The sequence below is a fragment of the Methylibium sp. genome, from assembly GCF_013817345.1.
Taxonomy (GTDB): domain Bacteria; phylum Pseudomonadota; class Gammaproteobacteria; order Burkholderiales; family Burkholderiaceae_C; genus Methylibium.
The window spans coordinates 41,186-59,197 of record NZ_JACDCW010000003.1 but is presented as its reverse complement, the minus strand read 5'-3'; the positions used below and the strand labels follow the sequence as shown (position 1 = coordinate 59,197).

Annotated in this window: 13 protein-coding genes, 2 tRNA genes and 2 pseudogenes; 10 read left to right on the top strand and 7 right to left on the bottom strand. The window is 66.9% G+C overall.

Features of this window, described 5'->3' with window-relative positions:
* Positions 1-1,176, top strand: a 1,176-nt coding sequence (locus H0W40_RS01320; protein ID WP_292442250.1) for a heme biosynthesis HemY N-terminal domain-containing protein, incomplete at its 5' end; no start/stop codon positions are given.
* 41 nt (positions 1,177-1,217) lie between these two features.
* Positions 1,218-1,294 (top strand) — tRNA-Arg (locus H0W40_RS01315).
* 379 nt (positions 1,295-1,673) lie between these two features.
* Here H0W40_RS01315 and H0W40_RS01310 read toward each other — a convergent pair.
* The 3 genes from H0W40_RS01310 to H0W40_RS01300 form a co-directional block, all read right to left on the bottom strand.
* Entirely contained in the window at positions 1,674-4,157 is a 2,484-nt protein-coding gene (locus H0W40_RS01310) for an NAD-dependent epimerase/dehydratase family protein (protein ID WP_292442248.1), read from the bottom strand.
* Between the two features lie 114 nt (positions 4,158-4,271).
* On the bottom strand, positions 4,272-4,685 hold the full coding sequence (locus H0W40_RS01305) for a PAS domain S-box protein (RefSeq protein WP_292442246.1): 414 nt from the start codon (positions 4,683-4,685) through the stop codon (positions 4,272-4,274).
* A 49-nt stretch (positions 4,686-4,734) separates the two neighbouring features.
* Complete coding sequence (locus H0W40_RS01300) at positions 4,735-5,154, bottom strand: MarR family transcriptional regulator (protein ID WP_292442266.1); 420 nt, start codon at positions 5,152-5,154, stop codon at positions 4,735-4,737.
* Between the two features lie 152 nt (positions 5,155-5,306).
* On the opposite strand from H0W40_RS01300, the pseudogene H0W40_RS01295 reads away from it, so the two are divergent.
* Both H0W40_RS01295 and pcaF read left to right on the top strand, forming a co-directional pair.
* Positions 5,307-5,569 (top strand): annotated as a pseudogene (locus H0W40_RS01295) (homogentisate 1,2-dioxygenase domain-containing protein); the annotation flags it as partial.
* Positions 5,570-5,677: 108 nt separating this feature from the next.
* Positions 5,678-6,889 carry a 3-oxoadipyl-CoA thiolase gene (gene pcaF, locus H0W40_RS01290; RefSeq protein WP_292442245.1) on the top strand — a complete coding sequence of 404 codons (1,212 nt, stop codon included), beginning with the start codon at positions 5,678-5,680 and terminating at the stop codon, positions 6,887-6,889.
* A 107-nt stretch (positions 6,890-6,996) separates the two neighbouring features.
* Here the strand turns inward: pcaF and H0W40_RS01285 are convergent, their stop codons facing one another.
* Together H0W40_RS01285 and H0W40_RS01280 are read right to left on the bottom strand one after the other, a co-directional pair.
* The gene (locus tag H0W40_RS01285; RefSeq protein ID WP_292442243.1) at positions 6,997-7,317 is read right to left on the bottom strand and encodes a hypothetical protein; all 321 of its coding nucleotides are present in this window, start codon (positions 7,315-7,317) and stop codon (positions 6,997-6,999) included.
* Between the two features lie 151 nt (positions 7,318-7,468).
* Positions 7,469-9,745, bottom strand: coding sequence for an ATP-dependent DNA helicase (locus tag H0W40_RS01280; protein WP_292442241.1), 2,277 nt, complete (start codon positions 9,743-9,745; stop codon positions 7,469-7,471).
* A 186-nt stretch (positions 9,746-9,931) separates the two neighbouring features.
* Here H0W40_RS01280 and H0W40_RS01275 point away from each other — a divergent pair, with 186 nt between their 5' ends.
* Entirely contained in the window at positions 9,932-10,153 is a 222-nt protein-coding gene (locus tag H0W40_RS01275; RefSeq protein ID WP_292442239.1) for a hypothetical protein, read from the top strand.
* A 16-nt stretch (positions 10,154-10,169) separates the two neighbouring features.
* On the opposite strand, the gene H0W40_RS01270 is transcribed toward H0W40_RS01275, so the two are convergent.
* The gene (locus H0W40_RS01270; protein WP_292442236.1) at positions 10,170-10,934 is read right to left on the bottom strand and encodes a TVP38/TMEM64 family protein; all 765 of its coding nucleotides are present in this window, start codon (positions 10,932-10,934) and stop codon (positions 10,170-10,172) included.
* Between the two features lie 298 nt (positions 10,935-11,232).
* Complete coding sequence (locus tag H0W40_RS01265) at positions 11,233-11,580, bottom strand: hypothetical protein (RefSeq protein WP_292442235.1); 348 nt, start codon at positions 11,578-11,580, stop codon at positions 11,233-11,235.
* Positions 11,581-12,130: 550 nt separating this feature from the next.
* Between H0W40_RS01265 and H0W40_RS01260 the strand changes: the two genes are divergently transcribed.
* The 5 genes and pseudogenes from H0W40_RS01260 (at position 12,131) to selA (ending at position 17,973) form a co-directional block, all read left to right on the top strand.
* The gene (locus tag H0W40_RS01260) at positions 12,131-12,679 is read left to right on the top strand and encodes a TlpA disulfide reductase family protein (RefSeq protein WP_292442233.1); all 549 of its coding nucleotides are present in this window, start codon (positions 12,131-12,133) and stop codon (positions 12,677-12,679) included.
* 55 nt (positions 12,680-12,734) lie between these two features.
* Positions 12,735-14,294, top strand: a pseudogene (locus H0W40_RS01255) (ABC transporter substrate-binding protein).
* 116 nt (positions 14,295-14,410) lie between these two features.
* Positions 14,411-16,354, top strand: a complete 1,944-nt coding sequence (gene selB, locus H0W40_RS01250; RefSeq protein WP_292442231.1) for a selenocysteine-specific translation elongation factor — start codon at positions 14,411-14,413, stop codon at positions 16,352-16,354.
* A gap of 19 nt (positions 16,355-16,373) precedes the next feature.
* Positions 16,374-16,470 (top strand) — tRNA-Sec (locus tag H0W40_RS01245).
* Positions 16,471-16,503: 33 nt separating this feature from the next.
* Positions 16,504-17,973 carry an L-seryl-tRNA(Sec) selenium transferase gene (gene selA, locus H0W40_RS01240; RefSeq protein WP_292442230.1) on the top strand — a complete coding sequence of 490 codons (1,470 nt, stop codon included), beginning with the start codon at positions 16,504-16,506 and terminating at the stop codon, positions 17,971-17,973.
* Positions 17,974-18,012: the final 39 nt, after the last annotated feature.

The window sequence follows — 18,012 nt, the reverse complement described above, 5'->3', positions numbered from 1 at the left end:
GACAACCTGGTGACGCTGTACTGGGCGCCCTGGCGGATCGATCTGTCGTTCAACCTGTTCATGGTGGCGCTGATCGCTTTTTGCCTCGTGTTCATGACGTTGGTGCGTACGCTCACCGCGCTGGTCGGGCTCCCGCGGCGCGCGCGTCAATGGCGCGTGGCGCGGCGTGATCGGGTGGCGCAGGCGGCCCTGCGCGAGGCGCTCTCGCAGTATTTCGGCGGTCGCTACAGCCGCGCTCACAAGGCGGCCCAGCGTGCGGTGTCGATTCAAGTCGACACCCCCGAGCTCGAGAAGGACAACGAGTTCACCGTGCTCGGCCACCTGCTGGCCGCCGGAAGCCTGCACCGGCTGCAGGACCGCACGGGACGCGACGAGCAGATGCGCCGGGCCTTCGAGCTCACGCGCGGCAGCGCGGCTGCGCGCGCCGCGGAGGAGGGAGCCCGGCTGCTGGCAGCCGAATGGGCGCTCGATGATCGCGACGCTCGCCGCACCCTCGAACTGCTGGCGGAGTTGCCGCCCGGCGTGGCCCGCCGCACCCAGGCATTGCGCCTGAAGCTGCAGGCCGCCCGCCTCGCCGACGAGCCCATGGAAGCGCTCCGCACCGCGCGCCTGCTGGCCAAGCACCAGGGTTTCTCACCGGCGGCGGCGCAGGGACTGGTGCGCTCGCTGGCGATCGAGACGCTCGGCAGCGCGCGCGATACCGATCAGCTCAAGCGTGCCTGGCGCGAGCTCGACGCCAGCGACCGCCGCGACGTGCATGTCGCCGCGCACGCTGCCCGACAGCTGTCCGCCAGCGGTGCAACGGAGGAGGCGCGGCAATGGCTGCGCCCGTTCTGGGATCGCGTCACGCTGCTCGAGCGCGACGACCGCGACACCCTGGCGTTGGCATTGGCCGACACGGTCGAGGGCGTCGGCCCCGAGTGGCTGCCTCGCCTGGAAGCGGCGTTGCAGGCCTGCCCCGGCGAGCCCGCGCTCACCTACGCGATGGGCCGCGTGTTGGTGGCTCGGCAAATCTGGGGCAAGGCCCAACAGATGCTCGAAGAAGCCGGCGCCGACCCCGAGCTCTCCGCCGCTGCGCGGCGCCAGGCATGGCTGCAACTGGCCGCGATGGCCGAGCACGCCGGCGATGCGCCGCGCGCCGCGACGTGTTTTCGTGCCGCCGCATCGGCCGGCTGAGTGAACGGCGTTTCTTACGCTGATATACTGCGCGGCTCCATGCGGCTGTAGCTCAGTTGGATAGAGTACTTGGCTACGAACCAAGGGGTCGTGGGTTCGAATCCTGCCAGCCGCACCACTAAACGCAAAGGTCAGCACGTGAACACGTGCTGACCTTTTTGCTTTTTGCGGTGCCGCCCCCTGCCCCGCGGAGTTGCACAGGGCCAGGTGGGAGCGTCACTCGTCTTCTGAGGTCTTTCGCTTGCCTTTGATCGCCCGCCGGGATCGCGGGGACTTGGGTTTGGGCGGCTTCGGGCGTGTGCGGGATGTCCATGGAAGGGCGACCGGTTGAAGCAGCAAAGTTATTGCCGTTCAACCTCTATAGATATCGTTTTACTCATCGCTGCGCCGCGCCGAAGATTCGTTGAACGAACCGCAGAGCACCGCGGTTCCTTGAACGGGCAGGAGCGCAGAGTGCGGAGCGCGTGCGGCCTCGGCCATTCGCGACTCGCTCACCACTAGACGATCAAGCGATTCCAATCGCTGTAGCGCTCGCGGATCGGGCCTCGGCGAACGGTGAGCGCCATCACCGCCGCGCCGAGGACCACACTGAAGACAGTGGCCGCCATGCTCGCATCGAACACGAAGGGCGCCCCCACCAGCGCTGCGCCGAGCGCAAGGTTGAGATAGCGCACCGGCCGGGCGACTTCAGCGGCGGCGACCGAGACGACGGTCAGAACGAGCGAGCCGATCACGTGATGGGCGTTCGCCAGGCTGCCCTCGACACCCAGCATCGGGCGCGTGAACAGCAGCGACAGGCCGATGACCACCACCAGGGCCAGATTCCACGGCAGGCTCACGCCGCCGGCGACCATGCTCTTGAGCACCGTGCCGGGCGGTTGTTCGAACTCGTCCCGAACGGGTTCGGCATTCCTCGTGTCCGGCATCTCGTCGGTACCTCCGACGAAGAGTACGCGCAGCCAGTTCTGGCCGGCCCGCGCGCGACGGCGCAGGAACTGCAGCGTCGCAAGCAGTTCGTCGAGCGAATAGGGAATCTGCAGAAGGACCGCCGCCGCGCCGATGAGTGCGATGGTGCTCCACGTGCCGATCACGACGGGCTGGATGATGATGAAGAAGATCGAGGTGATGCCCAGTGGAGCAATCATCAGCCCGAACAGCACCACCAGCCAGGGCATCGTGCGCCAGCGCATCCTCGAGCCGACGATCCCGGTGAGGATCTCCAGAAGGTAGGTGTAGCCGCCGACAGCGGCATCCGAGACCGGCCACGCCTTCGAGACCGATGAGGTGATGATCTCCTCGGTGCCGTTTTGCGGATCCTGCGGCGAGCCGGCGAAGAACGGGTCCCACACGTCGGGGATGTGTCCGAGCTGATACGCGGCGAGGTAGCGCGAGACGTACAGGCCGACGATCGCCAGCACGATGATCGGCAAGCGCTGCGACCAGTCGGAAGGGTTGTAGCTCCAGCCGGGCGGCAGCGCCGGGCCGGTGAGCGCGGCGATCGCCGAGGGGCCCGGTTCGGGCCGTGTGCACACGGCAAAAGCAAAGATGAGCGCGCCCACCAGCGTGTCGGAGAGATAGGCCGCGGCGTTTTCCGTGGAGAACAGGAAGGGCACCGCCATCACCAGCGCACCGACCGCGGCGCACAGCCAGCGGGCCCACTGCGCACGCCACGACAAGGCCAGCGTCGCGCCGACCAGGAGCGTCGCGCCGAGGATGATTTCGCTCCAACGCAGGAGCGGCTCCCCGACATTGAGCAGCAGCGGCTGCGTGAGGAGCCAGGTCCCCAGGCCCATGTTCGCGAAATGCGCCCATCGGTTGGCGCCGTGCTCGGTCCGCAGCAGCGTCTCGTGGCGGGCGCGCAGGTCCTCGGGGTTCTTCCCCAACTCGTCCGCCCGGCTGATCCAGGTGGGCGAGGGAACGCCGTTGTTCGCGTACCAGTCGGCCGGGTCGCTCTTCAAGGTCGAGACGAGTTGCGGCAACTCATCCTTCAATCGATGCCGCGGCTCCCAGCCGAGCAGATCGCGCGCGCGCCGGACGTCGAGTGCATAGTGATCGTCGGCCATTGCCACCATGAACGGCTTGATGAAGGGCGCTTCGCCGCCGTCGATCGCATCGGGAATGACCGGCTCCAGCTTGCCTTGTGCCCAGGCACCCGCGGCGGCGATCGGTTTCGGCACCCTCAGCGTCTGCCAGTCGTCGGCACCGTGAATGAGACGGCCGAGCTCGTCCTGGAGTGCGTCGTAGCCCATTGCGTCGGGCTCGCCGATCAGGATCTCGGTCCCCGAGGGCAGTGCCTCACGCCGATCGACGGTGCAGCGGAACGCCTCGAGCATGTCCTCGCGGTGGAGCATCGCCTGCCCGACCAGGGGGTTGCCCGAGTAGAAGTAGCTCTGGAAGTCGCGTTCGTAGATCCGCGCCATCTGCTGGGCCATCGTCGGCACCATCGAGCGTTCGTCGTAAACCCCCGCGAGCCGCAAGACAACGTAGGGGATCTGTCCGTGCTCCGCGCGGATCACCGCTTCTGCGGCAGCCTTCGATTCCGGATAGGCCCAGCGCGGATCGATGGGCTGGCGCTCGTCGATGCGCTCGCCGGGGTGGCAAGGCGCATGCACGAGCATCGTGCTCGCATAGACGAACTGCCCGACGTCGAAGCCCTGCAACGCGCGCAGAAGCCGCTGCGTGCCCTCGACGTTGACGCTCCGGTAAAGCGGGCTGTCCTCGCCGCTGAAGTCGAAGTACGCGACGAGGTGGATCACGCTGGCGATGCGCGAGCCGAACGTGTCGCGGAACTTGCGCAAGGCGAGCTCGAGTGCGGCATCGGAGGTGAAATCGGCCTCGAACACCGCCCAGTCGGCGCCTTTCGCCGTGCGATCGAGCCCGACGGTCCGGTAGTCGCGGCTGAGCGCCTTGCCGAGCGAGCGGCCGAGATTGCCGGTCGCGCCGGTGATGAGGACGATCGGCTTCAAGTCTGAGTTTGTCATCGGTCAATGGCTCCCGATGTCGCAGGGCAAGCGCCGCTCCTACTCGATCGCTCGAAGCCCTCCCCTGGCACTTCGAAGGCCGAACGGGGGCGCCACCGCGGCGATCGCCGACGCTCACGATGCCGGCTTCTCCAGCGTCGCGACCCGTTCCCGCAACGCTTTCTCGGCGAGGTAACGGTCGCTGACATCCCGGCCCACTGCCACCGAGCCCTCGACGCGGCCTGCCGCATCGGCAACCACGCCGAAGCTGAGGTCCACGTACAGCTTGCGCCCGTCCTTGTGCAGCGATCGCGTCGTGCGGACCTGGTTGGAGTGGCCGGCATGGCCGCTCTCGATCGCCCGCCGGAAACCGGCCCAGTGAGCCGCCCGCAGGAGCTCCGGAACGATCACGTCCAGGCTCTCGCCGAGAACATCTTGCGCGGCAAACCCGAAAACAGCCTCGGCGCCGCGGTTCCAGAACCGGATCACACCGTCGCAGTCGGCAAACACCACGGCATCCGGAATGTGTTCGGCGATGGCCTCGAACAAGGCCGGCTCGAAGGGGTGGCTCGAGTGCATGGACGTTCTCCTGTTTTAGTCACGCGTCACCGTCGATGCCGGGGACGACAAAACCGGCCTTCACCGACCGCAGTTCCTCCCGATGCAAGTGCGCGAGGTGTTCCAGGCGCTGCTCGCCCGCGGGAGTGAGGCGGACCTCCACGCGGCGCTGGTCGCTCCGGCTCGCGCTGCGCCTCACGAGGCCGGTCGCCTCGCAGCGGGAAATGAGGGCCACGACGCCGTGGTGCTTGGCCTGAAGGCGCTCGGCGAGCTCCGCGACGCTGGCCCAATCGCGGCCGGGAAAGCCCTTGATCTGGAGCATGAGCTGGTACTGCAGCGGGGTGACGCCGCTCTTGCGCGTCACCTCCTCGCTGAACCTAAGAAACCGGCGCAATTGGTAGCGAAAACCGGCCAAGGACTCGAAATCGGATTTCGACATCGTGCGGGTGGGCATGTGGATGCGAGCCTGGACGTCTGCGTTCGACGTATCTATATATCACGGCGTGATGCTTTCCGGCAAATGCCACCCGGCTCGCGGCACAGGAAAGCGAAGACGCAGTACGATGGTTTGCGCCTTTACCCTGCCGCAGCAGGGTCGTCACCGCTTCCTCACTGCGGCGCTTCAACGCCATCGGCTCGATCAGCCACGATCATCCGGACCCGTCGATCTTCACGGTGCTGCACTCGGCCTCGAGCACGCCCGGGCGTGCAGCATCGATTTCGGGATCTTTCCGCCGCGCATATTGGCGATGGAAAACACCTTCCGGCCGCCCTGGTCCGGTCAGGTGTGGCGACCGACGGAGCATGCGTTGCAGTCGGCCGAACTGCAGCCCGACTATCACCGTTGCTGGCAGGGGTTGCGCAAGCACTTCGATGCCGCCGATCATGAAGCGCCCGACCTTCGCCGGCCGCACCGAGCGGTTGGTGCGCCGCGCAAACTATCGCAACGGATCACCGATCCAACGAGCTGCCTGGAGAACGAGATGAGCAAGACCCCCATCGCGTGGATCGTCGATGGCGTGCGCACGCCCTTCGGCCGCTACGGCGGAGCGCTGGCGAGTGTGCGCACCGACGACCTCGGCGCCGTGCCGATCCGCGCACTCGTCGAGCGCAACCCGCAGCTCGACTGGGCCGCGCTGGACGACGTGCTCTACGGCTGCGCCAACCAGGCGGGCGAAGACAACCGCAACGTCGCGCGCATGGCCGCGCTGCTGGGCGGATTGCCGGTCGACGTGCCCGGTTGCACGCTCAACCGGCTGTGCGGCTCGGGGCTTGATGCCCTCGCCATGGCGGCGCGGACCATCGCAGCCGGCGAGGCCGACTTGATGATCGCCGGCGGCGTCGAAAGCATGACGCGCGCGCCCTTCGTCATGCCCAAGGCCGAGACCGCCTTCGCGCGCAGCAGCAAGATCGAAGACACGACGATCGGCTGGCGCTTCGTCAATCCGAAGATGAAGGCCGCATTCGGCATCGACTCGATGCCCGAGACAGCCGAGAACGTGGCCGCCGAATTCCAGGTGTCGCGCGCCGATCAGGACGCGATGGCGCTGCGCTCGCAGCAGCGCTGGCAGGCGGCGCACGCGGCCGGCTTCTTCGAAGGCGAAACCGTGCCGGTGCTGGTGCCCCAGAAGAAGGGCGATCCCGTGCTGTTCACAGTGGACGAACATCCGCGCGCCACCACGATCGAGGCGCTGGCCCGACTCAAGGGCGTCGTGCGCCCCGACGGCAGCGTGACGGCCGGCAACGCCTCCGGCGTGAACGACGGGGCTTGCGCCTTGCTGCTGGCCTCCGATGCTGCGGTCGAACGCTACGGTCTGAAGCCACGCGCGCGGGTGGTCGGCTCGGCGGTCGCCGGCGTGGCGCCGCGCGTCATGGGCATCGGCCCGGCGCCGGCCACATGCAAGCTGCTGGGGCGGCTGGGCTGGAGCGTGAGCGAGCTCGACGTGATCGAGCTGAACGAGGCCTTTGCCGCGCAGGGCTTGGCCGTGCTGCGTCAGCTCGGCATTGCCGACGACGATGCGCGCGTCAACCCGAACGGCGGGGCGATCGCGATCGGGCATCCGCTGGGCGCGTCCGGTGCCCGGCTGGCCTTGACTGCGCTGCGCCAGTTGGAGCGCACGGGCGGGCGGCGTGCGCTTGCCACCATGTGCATCGGCGTGGGGCAGGGCATTGCGCTCGCACTCGAACGAGCCTGACGCCGCAGCGCTGCGGCCTGTGCGCGATCAGGCCGGCGACAAAGGACGAGCGGCCTGGAGACATTGCCTCCAGGCCGCTCGTGTTCGCCGGGGCACGCCCCGCAGGTTCAGGCGCGGTACAGCGATGCGCCGCAGGTCGTGCACGATGCCGTGCCGCCATCGGTGCGGACCAGGTTGGAGCCGCACTGGTTGCAGGTGAGCTTGCCGTTGATCATGTTGGACGGGCTGACGCGACGGTATTCGTCGTAGGAGGCGAGCGGGCCACCGGTGCGCAGTGTCGCCCCGGGCGCCGTAGCAGGGGCCGCCGCCGGCGGCTTGTAGGCTGGCGCGCCGGCGCTCATGTCGTCGCTCTTGCCTCGCTTCATCCACATGAAGAAGGCGACGGCTGCCGCGACGATGATGATGAGGATCACGATGTTCGAACTCATTGCTCTTGTCTCCTTTTGAGGTCTGAACCCAGTGCATCGCGCACCTCGCCCGATTGCACTGCGGGGGCACTCGCGATCAAAGAATACCCCACGCAGGAGTCGGATACCAGCGGCTGAGGCAAGCGCCAGGACGCTGGCGCGCCAAGCTGCATCAGCTACCCCAGGGCGCGACGAGACTGGATCGAAGCTCGGTCCCCCACCAGCGCGGCAGCAGCGCCATCACCTCGCGCTGCGTGAAGCGGTCGTCCATCAGGTGCACCACGCCGCGGTCGAGCGGCGTGCGGATCACGCGCCCAGCGGCCTGCACCACCTTCTGCAGCCCGGGGTAGAGATAGGTGTAGTCGAAGCCGGTGCCGCACAGGCGGTCGATGCGGCGCTTGATCTGCTCGTTGACCGCGTTCGTCTGCGGCAGCCCCAGCGTAGCGATAAAGGCGCCGATCAAGCGCGTGCCCGGCAGATCGATGCCTTCGGCGAACGAGCCGCCGAGCACGGCGAAACCGATGCCGCGACCGTCGGCTTCGAAGCGCGCGAGGAACTGCGCCTGCTCGCCCTCGCTCATGCCGCGCGACTGTTTCCACAGTGCCACTGCGGGATGCCGTGCCGCGAACAACTCGGCCACGCTGTGCAAGTAGTCGAAGCTGCTGAAGAAGGCCAGGTAGTTGCCCGGCTGCTCGGTGAACTGCCGTGCGATGCGCTCGACGATCGGTGCCAGCGACGCGTCGCGATGCCGAAAGCGCGTCGAGATGTCGCGGGCGATGTGGACAGTGAGCTGTTGCCGCTCGAACGGCGACTCCACATCGATCCACGCCGTGTCGGCCGGCAAACCGAGCATGTCGGCGTAGAAGCGCCGCGGCTGCAGGGTGGCCGAAAACAGCGTGGTCGAGTGCGCGGCTTCGAAGCGCGGCCGAAGGAACGACGCCGGCACCACATTGCGCAGACACAGCACCACGGAGCCTTGCGCCGGGCGCGTCAGATCGACGAGCGAGTGCTCGCCGAAGGATTCGGCCAGGCGGGTGAAATGGAGCGCATCGAAGTAAAACGCCTGCAGCGACGCATCGACCTGCGCGGGTTGCTCGGCCAGGTGATCCATCACCGCTGCGGCGGCCTGCTGCAGTGCGAAGACGAAGTTCGCCGGCAGCGCATCGAGAACGCTGTACTCGGCGTCAGCCTGCGCCTTCAGTTCGTTCCAGCGACGGTGCAGGCGGTCGAGCGGCTTCTTCAGCGCGGCGGGTGCCGCCTTGCGCATGCGCTTGAAATCCTCGTGATCCAGCTCGGCGCTGTACATCGCCCGCCCGCGCTCGACCAGGTTGTGCGCCTCGTCGACCAGCACGGCGACACGCCACTGATCGGCCACCGTCATCCCGTGAAGCATGGCGCTGCTGTCGAAGTAATGGTTGTAGTCGCCGACCACCACGTCGCTCCAGCGCGCCAGTTCCTGCCCGAGGTAGTAGGGACACACCGCGTGCTCCAGCGCCAGCGTACGCACGGCCGGCTTGTCCCACACCGTCAGCGCCGTTGCTGCCTGGCGAGCCACCGGCAGGCGATCGTAGAAGCCCTTTGCGAGCGGGCACGACTCGCCGTGACAGACCTTGTCGGGATGCTCACAGGCCTTGTCGCGCGCCACCAGTTCGAGCGTGCGTAACGGCAGCGACGGCTCGCTCGCGCGGATGAGCGCCAGTGCCTCGAGCGCCATGGCGCGGGCCGAGGTCTTGGCGGTCAGGAAGAAGATCTTGTCGAGCGCCTGCGTGGGCCCGGCCTTGAGCAGCGGGAACAGGCTGCCGACGGTCTTGCCAATGCCCGTGGGCGCCTGCGCCATGAGGCAGCGGCCGGCGCGCGCGACCTTGTAGACCGCCTCGGCCAGCGGCCGCTGGCCCCGCCGGAATGCATCGTGCGGAAAGCGCAGCCCGGCCAGCGCACGGTCGCGCGCGCCCCGGTGCGACCACTCCTGCTTTGCCCAGGCCATGAAAGTGCCGCATCGCTGCTCGAACTCGAGTTGCAACTCGGCGGCGGTGCAGCGTTCGGTGAACACTGTCTCGCGCTGCGTGCCGATGTCCAGGTAGACAAGGACCAACTCGATCTCCGCCAACCCATCCCGCTGGCACAGCAGCCAGCCGTAGACCCGGGCCTGTGCCCAATGCAGACGCCGATGGCTTTCGGGCTGACGGTCGAGCCGGCCGCGGTGGGTCTTCACCTCTTCCAGTCGATTGCGCGCGGCGTCGAAGCCATCGGCACGACCGCGAACGCGCAGCGGTCCGAACTCGCCGACGAGCGGCACTTCGGTCTGCCAAGCCGCGCCACGGCGCGAAGCCACGAGCGCGTGCCCGTCGATGCCTTCCCGGGCCGAAGGCGAGGGCGTGAAGCGCAGGTCGAGGTCACCCTGCTTGGCGGTGAATTCGCAGAGCGTGCGAACGGCGACGGTGTATTGCAAGGAGGGCCTCGGAGCAGGGAAAATGCCGCGCGGGGAACGGCCCGAGCGAGACTGTATGCCCTGCCGATTCGGGCGCGCCGCTTGCTGTGGCGATATCCGCGTCTTGCAAGAAGGCCAACTACAGCTCGACTCAAGTCCAGTCGTCATGCGCCGAAAAGATTCACATCGTCCCGAGCCTTGACCTCCATGCAGACCGTCGAAAGGCATGTCTTCGAAGACTATCTCCTGAGCTGCACCGCTTTGCCTATTGCAGGCGGCGGCTATCAATCGCGTGTTGCCATCACGGCCCTGGGCGGTCAACGGACGCGGGCGCAACGCTTTTTGGACCTGGAGTGCTTCGACACCGAGGTCGAGGCGCTCGAGCATGCAAGGCAGGCCGGCATGGACTGGGTTCGCCTGCATGGTTGACGCCTGCATGTGCGCGCTATGCCTGTGCGCTGCCTGCTTGAATTAGCTGTCCGACGAACGACCCGCCTTCTTGCGCCGATCGACGACAACCGACACGACGAAGTAAGACTGCGACGCTGATCACCGACACCGCGATCAGCCCCGTTTGGAGCCGATCGATGTCCGCGCCCAGGTAAGACACCAAAAGGGTCAGAGGCAAGGTCCCGGTCGCCGTGGCCGCCATGAAGCGCCACAACGCCATCTTGGCAAGCCCCGCAATGATGCTCACTGCGTCGGTGGAAACCACCGGTGAAATGCGAGCGACGATGATGGCCCAGAAGCCGTAGTCGGTCACAAAGCCTTCGAGTTTGGCTTCGGTCTTGTTCCCCAACATCTTGCCCACCGTCACGGGGCCTAGCGAACGGCCAATGCCATAGGCGATCGAGGCGGCCAGCAGCAGGCCGGCGTAACTCAGGAGTCCGCCCCACCACGGCCCGAAAGCCAGCACGGCGACCACCATGACCAGGATGGAGGGAATCACCGGAACCACGGTCTGCGCGACCATGAATCCAAGAATGGCGACGGGCCCCCCGGCGCCGAAACCCTCGACCCACTGTTCGGTTCGCTTGCGGTCGCCGCTGCTGAGTACAGCGTACGCTTCGTTGACAAGATTCCCGAACGCCGGCCACAGGAAGTACAGCGCTGCCACCGCGCCGACAATGAGTACCGGGACGAGCCAAGCCGGCGGGCCGGAGTCTGTAGAGGTGGTGTCGGGGTGATCCGGTGATGGTTGGCGCTTCACGGGTTAAGGCCCTGTGCAGGGTTTGGACCACCCAAATAGATCGCCTCGATGCCCTGAAGATCCGGCAAAGAAAAAGGCCTTGCGGGGCAAGGCCTTGGAAGAACTTTGGTAGGAGGAGAAGGCTCTCCCCCAGTGGGTTCCGTAAGTCTTTGATCTACCGCGACGTTGTCAGCCCACTCGAATGCATTGAACTGGGATTGGGTCACCGAAGTGGATCACTGTCACCAGTCGGCGTCAAGGCCAGAGCATCACGTCGTCAGCGTCAGCGTGACAAGGCTGTTGCCGAAGGATTGCACCGTCAAGGCCTCGCCGTAGGTGACGTTGCCGTCGCCCTCGCTGGCGGCGGGGGATGGGAGGTGAAGCCCGGGCTGCGCACGCCGCCCGGGTTCATGACGGCCATCACGGCGCCGCCGAAGCTGGCCGGGGCCAGGGCTGCGAGATAAGAGCCGGCGATCAGTTCGCCGGCCGACATGTTGCCGGCGACGTCGGCCATGTTCGGCAGTGCCGCCCTGATCGAGCCGATCACCTCGTTGGCGATCGGCGAGACCAGCGCGTTGTAGGCCGTGACCAGGCTGCGCATCGAGGGGTCGGCCTCGATCTTGGCGCTGATCTCCCAATCGATTCTCCCAATCGATTCGGTCGACAAGGCGGTTGCTCGCGCTGACTGCGAAGATGTCGCGCTGCTTCGGGTCGATCGTCACGTCGATATCGGTCAGCACGCGGCCAAAGGCGCTGGCTCTGGTCGCCTTCCGGCGCCCTTCGTTATCGGGTGCTCGCGTGCTTCAGCGAGGAGAAGACGGCCCGTTTCGTCGATGCCGTGTCAAGGGCACTCGTACCCAGGCCCAGGCGCCAGGGCATCAAGGCGATTGTCGTGCGCTCGCCAAGCGGCAGCCGTCGTCAGGTCGCTGCTTGTGGCCTCGCCGGGCTTCTCCATCCCTTGCTATGCCTATGCCTTCGAGAAGGCCGATCAATAGTGCGCGCCCGGTTGGCATTCGGTAGGAACGAGGCCCATCGACAGCGAGCGGTCTGCATCGAACGCATCACGAGGCGCGGCCCCCAGCAGTTCCAGCCGTTCGGGTAAGTACGGGCGAGCCGGGAGCTGGCTGCAATCTATATTTAATGAATTAGCGTGCTAATCGTTTCCTGCAGGTCGAGGCAGACGCGTGGTGCATGCATCTGATTCGCAGGGCAAATTCATGAAGAAAATTTGCGGTGCATGGTCCATTCGCGGCGTGACAGCGCTGCTCGCCTGCGCGGCGGTGCTCGGCTTCGACGGCATAGCTGCGCCGCTGGTCGGCGCCGCTCGGGCGGCGTCCGCCGAAGTCGACCCACGACCCTTGTTCGCCGCGAGCTTCAAGGACTTCGACCGCAAGCAGCAGTCGCTCGCCCAGTTCAAAGGCAAGCCGATGGTCGTGTATTTCTGGGCGACGTGGTGCAAGTCCTGCAAGCAGGAAGTGCCTGAGCTGATCGCGCTGCACAAGAAGTTCGGCGACAAGATGAGCGTGATCGGCATCGCGATCGACAACACCGACAAGGTGATTGCATTCGCGCAGCAGTACCAGATCAACTACCCGCTGCTGCTCGGCAGCAACGACGCGATCGCGTTGTCGAAACAACTTGGCAACAGCGTCGGCGGCCTCCCGTTCGCGGTGGTGGTGGACGCCCACGGCAAGATCGTGAAGACCCTGCTCGGCGAGACGCCGCCAGGCAAATTCGAGGAACTGATACGACCGCTGGTCAGCTGACCAGCGGTGGTGCAGTGAGGCAGTGTCACTACATCAACCACGAGGAGACGACGCAATGAAACTTGCCAACCGCCCAGTCACCGCGGGGCGCTTCAGGCAGCGCCTGCGAACACTGGCGATGGCGGTCACGATGGGGGCCTCGGCGGCTGCGGCAAACGCGCAGACGCCGGTGATCCACATCGTCGACCCATCGCCGGTCAACTGGCTGTCCATCACCTGGAACACCATGGAAGAACTGGTGCGGGTCGACAAGGACGGTCGCACCGTGCCCACGCTGGCTGAAAGTTACCGCTGGGTCAACCCGACCACGATGGAATTCAAGCTGCGCAAGGGCGTGAGCTTTCAGGATGGCGAGGCGTTCAACGCCAAGGTGTTTCGCCGCAGCTTCGACGAAGTTCAGAAGTCCGCCAACCCGCACCCGCCGGGTGCGTTTCTCAACTTTGCAAAGGACACCGAGCTGGAGGTGGTCGACGATTACACCGTGCGCTTCGTGTTTCCCAGCACCGACAGTGCCGCGATCATGAAGTTCCGCGGCATGCACGTGGCCAGTACCAAGTTCTGGAACACCAACGGCTTCAAGAACAAGCAGACTGGCAACGCTGAAGGCAACTGGTGAGTGATCGACGAACCGGGTCCGTGGGGGACTGGTCCGTTTGTCTTGAAGGATGGCGCTTCGGTGTTGGACAAGCGCTCGCCGACGCTGACGCTCGAGCCGAATCCGAACTACTGGAACAAGGCGCGCATGCCGAAGGCCACGTTCGTGTTCGACAACGTCATCTCCAAGGCTGAGGCCCTGGAAGAGGTGGCCAAGGGGGGCAAGGTCGATATCGTGACCGAGCTATCGCCGGCCGAAGCCATGGCGATGAAGAAAAGCACCCACGCGAGTGTGGTGGAGAGCAAATCGAAGACCGTGCTCGCCGGCGTGCTGAACCGCAATGCGCCGAACTCGAAGTGGAACGACCTCGAGTTGCGCCAGGCTTTGAACATGGCGGTCGATAGGGACGCGGTGGTCAGGGAAGGTGCGATGGGTTACGGCACGGTCATCGCGTCGATGATCATGCCCGGCCATTTCGGCCACGACGCCTCGCTCGAGCCCTATGCCTACAAGCCGACTGCGGCTGGCAAGGCACTGGCGGCTGGTGGCGTGACGCGCATCAACGTTGTCGCGGGGGCGGGCTACAAGGGCGTGGTGCAGGCGTTGACCAAGAGCATGGCGAAAGCCGGCGTCGAGGTCGTGGCCGACTACTCGGGAACACCGAAGGGCGACAACTGGGACATGTGGCTGGTCGAGCATTTCGACTGGTCGCCGGAGTACCCGTACGGCGTGGTCTTTCGCGAGTTCTTCGGCAAGGACGGCGGTTTTCGCAAGATGCCTGAAGACGCAGGGTTCGACGCCTTGAGCAGGAAGTTGCTGGCCGAGACCGACAAGGCCGCTCTGGAGAAGCTCACAGCGCAGATGAACCGGTATGTCCATGAGCAGGCCAATGTCGTGTTCCTGTACGCGCCTTCGAAGCTGTATGCGGTGAGCAACCGTGTCGACTTCGTGCCGTACAAGACGTGGATGCTCGAGCTGGCAGAGACGACGGTGAAGACGCAGACGACGGTGAAGAAGTAGGAGCGGTGCAATCGGGAGCGCGGCTCGGCCGCGCTCCCCTGCAAGTCAGTCAGCGAGGGCGCCCACTACGGCGACGTGGGCCCCCTCGCCATCGGAGAACGGCTCACGGCCTGAACATGATCGTCGGTACCGCAGGTCACATCGACCATGGCAAGACTTCGCTGGTCAAGGCATTGACCGGCGTCGATGCCGATCGCCTGAAGGAAGAAAAGGCACGCGGAATCACGATCGATCTGGGCTATGCCTATCAGCCGCTCCCCGATGGCGAGGTGCTCGGTTTCATCGACGTGCCCGGCCACGAGAAGTTCATCCACAACATGCTGGCTGGCGCTACCGGCATCGACCATGTGCTGCTGGTGATTGCGGCCGACGACGGCCCGATGCCGCAGACCGTGGAGCACCTGGCAATCCTCGACCAACTCGGGCTGGCCCACGGCGCGGTCGTGCTGACCAAGATCGACCGCGTCGACGCAGCGCGGCGCGCGGCCGCGATCGCCGAGGTGGAGCAACTGCTGCTCGGGCGCACGCAGGCCGGCTTCCCGGTTTTCCCAGTGTCGTCGGTCAGCGGAGAAGGCATGCGCGAACTGCGCGCGCATCTGCATGCTGCGGCCGGTGCGCGGGTTCGGGCGGGAAGCGCTGGTGACGGCAGTCCGTTCCGGCTGGCGATCGATCGCTCGTTCACGCTCGATGGCATCGGCACGATCGTTACCGGCACGGTGTTCGACGGGCGCGTAACCATCGGCGACCGGCTGATCATTTCGCCGCTCGGTCTGGAAGTGCGGGTGCGCTCCCTGCATGCACAGAACCGCCCGACTTCCAGCGGCTCGACCGGCCAGCGCTGCGCGCTCAACATCGTGGCGCAGCACCTCGATCGCCGCCACATCGAGCGCGGCCAGTGGCTGCTGGCCGCTGCGCTCCACGCGCCCACCCAGCGGATCGATGCGCGGCTGAGCCTCCTGCCCTCGGAGGCACGTGCGCTGCGCCACTGGACGCCGGTGCATGTCCACCTGGGCGCTGCACATGTGACCGCGCGCGTCGCCCTGCTGCAGGAAGTGCCCCTGAAGCCGGGCGAAGACGCGCTGATTCAACTGGTGCTCGACCACCCGATCGGCGCGCTGCACGGCGACCGCTTCATCGTGCGCGATCAGTCGGCTCAGCGCACGCTGGGCGGTGGGCGCGTGCTCGACCCGTGGCCGTCAGAGCGCGGCCGGCGCAAGCCGCAGCGCGCCGCCTGGCTGGACGCGCTCGAGGCGGGCTCGCCTGGAGATGCGCTCGTGCAGTTGCTGGAATGCTCGCCCGTCGGCATCGATCTGGTCTGGTTCGCGCGCCTTTTCAAGCTCGCCGATGCAGCGCTCCTGCCCTGGCTGGCTGCCGCCGGCGCGCGGGTGCTGCAAACAAGCGGCGGCATGCGCGCCTTCGGCGCTGGCCACTGGCGGCAACTCGAGGAGCAGGCGCTGGCCGCTCTGGCGCGCCATCACGAGCGCCGACCCGACAGCGCCGGCGCCAACCTGCAGGAGCTGCGGAGCCTCATGGCCCAGCGCCCGGACACTGCGATCGTTGCGGGCCTGATGGATTCCGCCACCGCGCAGCTGCGCGTGCTGCGCCTCGGCGCACGCTTTCAGCTCAGCGGCCACTGCGTGATCCTGAGCACCGTCGAGCAGCAGTTGTGGCAGCGCGCGCGGCCGCGGCTCGACGCCGCGGGCCTCGCGCCGCCGCAGGTGCCGGAGCTGGCGGGCGACCTCGGTGTGACCGAGGAGGACCTTCGCACGCTGTTCTGCCGCCTGGCGCGCATGGGTCAGTTGCACCGCGTGCGCCGCGAGGTGTTTTTTCTGCCGCACACCGTGGCGCTGCTGGCGGCCCAGACGCAAGCGCTTGCGCGTGACAGGCCGCGCGGCGTGGTCACGGTGGGGCCGTTTCGCGACAGCACCGGGCTGCACCGCAATCTCGGCATCCCGATGCTCGAGTTCTTCGACCGCAGCGGCTTCACGATGCGCCTGAAAGACGGGCGACGCGTGCGGCAGGACAGTGCCGCCGTCTTCGGGGACGCTGCCTGCGCCTGAACTCGCACAAGACATACATGGAAGAGAAGCGCTCCCCGGTGGGACGTCCGGTCTTCAAAACCGGAAGGGGCCGTTCTACGGTCCCTGGTGGGTTCGACTCCTACTCTTTTCCGCCAAGTTTGCCCGCGCCGCAGCGCCGGTCCTGAGCAATGGCTGCTGTCGCGCCGACCGTGAAAGCCGCCGCACTCGCGCCGCGCGACGGCCGCCAGGCGCTGCCGTCGCTCGACCGCCTCCTCGGCCGAGCGCAGACGGTCGCCTTGCTGCACGAGCATGGTCACCACGCGGTGGTGGCGACGCTGCGCACCGTGCTGGCCGAAGCGCGCGCTGGTGCCACAGCGCCGGAGCGCGCTGGCCTGCCTGACGACGACGCGATGCTGGCCCGCTGCGCCGAGCGGCTAACCGCGGCGGCGAGCCCGCGGCTGCGACCGGTATTCAACCTCACCGGCACCGTGCTGCACACCAACCTCGGCCGCGCACTGCTGCCGCAGGAAGCGATCGACGCGGTGGCCACCGCCATGCGCATGCCGAGCAACCTGGAGTTCGATCTCGAGACCGGCGGTCGGGGCGACCGCGACGAGCTGGTCGAAGGACTGATCCGCGAGCTGACCGGCGCCGAGGCCTGCACGGTGGTCAACAACAACGCTGCCGCAGTCTTCCTCACCCTCAACACGCTGGCGCTGCGCAAGGAAGTGATCGTGTCGCGCGGCGAACTGATCGAGATCGGTGGCGCCTTTCGAGTACCCGACATCATGAGCCGCGCCGGTGCCAGGCTGCACGAGGTCGGCACCACCAACCGCACCCACCTGAAGGATTTCGAGGAGGCCATCGGCCCGCGCACTGCGCTGTTGATGAAGGTGCACTGGAGCAACTTCGCGATTACCGGCTTCACCAAGACGGTGCCCGATCGCGAGCTGGCCATGCTGGCGCACGCGAGTGGCTTGCCGCTCGTCAACGACCTCGGCAGCGGCACGCTGATCGACCTGTCGGCCTACGGCCTGCCCAAGGAGCCCACCGTGCAAGCCGCGCTGGCCGACGGTGCCGACCTGGTGCTCTTCAGTGGCGACAAATTGCTCGGTGGCCCCCAGGCCGGCCTGATCGCCGGGCGCGCCGACCTCGTGCGCCGCATCAAGAGGAACCCGCTGAAGCGCGCACTGCGTGTCGGCAAGCTGACGCTGGCCGCGCTCGAGGCGGTGCTGCGCCTGTACCGCCATCCGGAACGCTTGCAAGAGCGGCTGACCACGCTGCGCTTGCTGACCCGGCCCGAGGGCGACATCGCCGCGCTGGCAGCGCGCCTGCTTATGCCGATGGCTGCAGCCGTGGGCCCGGGCTACGTCGTGCGTGCACTCGCGCTGCACAGCCAGATCGGCAGCGGCGCGCGGCCGGTCGACCTGTTGCCGAGCGCCGGCCTCGCCATCGCCCCGGCCAACGTCGGCCGCGGCCGCGGCACCGCGCTCAAGCGCCTGGAGGCGGCGCTGCGCGGCCTCCCGGTCCCTGTCATCGGGCATGTGCGTGACGGCGCGCTGTGCCTGGACTTGCGTTGCCTCGAAGACGAGGGCGCTTTCACTCGACAACTGCCGCGGCTTGCGCTCACGCCGCCCACGCCTGCCCCGTCCGCCTGATTGTCATGAGGACGTTTCGCTGCAACCGACTGCCTTTTC

What these genes read in the sequence shown, in the direction of transcription:
- H0W40_RS01275 (WP_292442239.1), top strand. Translation starts at nt 9,932, where the DNA reads ATGCAGACCGTCGAAAGGCATGTCTTCGAAGACTATCTCCTGAGCTGC.
- selB (WP_292442231.1), top strand. Translation starts at nt 14,411, where the DNA reads ATGATCGTCGGTACCGCAGGTCACATCGACCATGGCAAGACTTCGCTG.
- pcaF (WP_292442245.1), top strand. Translation starts at nt 5,678, where the DNA reads ATGAGCAAGACCCCCATCGCGTGGATCGTCGATGGCGTGCGCACGCCC.
- H0W40_RS01260 (WP_292442233.1), top strand. Translation starts at nt 12,131, where the DNA reads ATGAAGAAAATTTGCGGTGCATGGTCCATTCGCGGCGTGACAGCGCTG.
- selA (WP_292442230.1), top strand. Translation starts at nt 16,504, where the DNA reads ATGGCTGCTGTCGCGCCGACCGTGAAAGCCGCCGCACTCGCGCCGCGC.
- H0W40_RS01310 (WP_292442248.1), bottom strand. Translation starts at nt 4,157, where the DNA reads ATGACAAACTCAGACTTGAAGCCGATCGTCCTCATCACCGGCGCGACC.
- H0W40_RS01285 (WP_292442243.1), bottom strand. Translation starts at nt 7,317, where the DNA reads ATGAGTTCGAACATCGTGATCCTCATCATCATCGTCGCGGCAGCCGTC.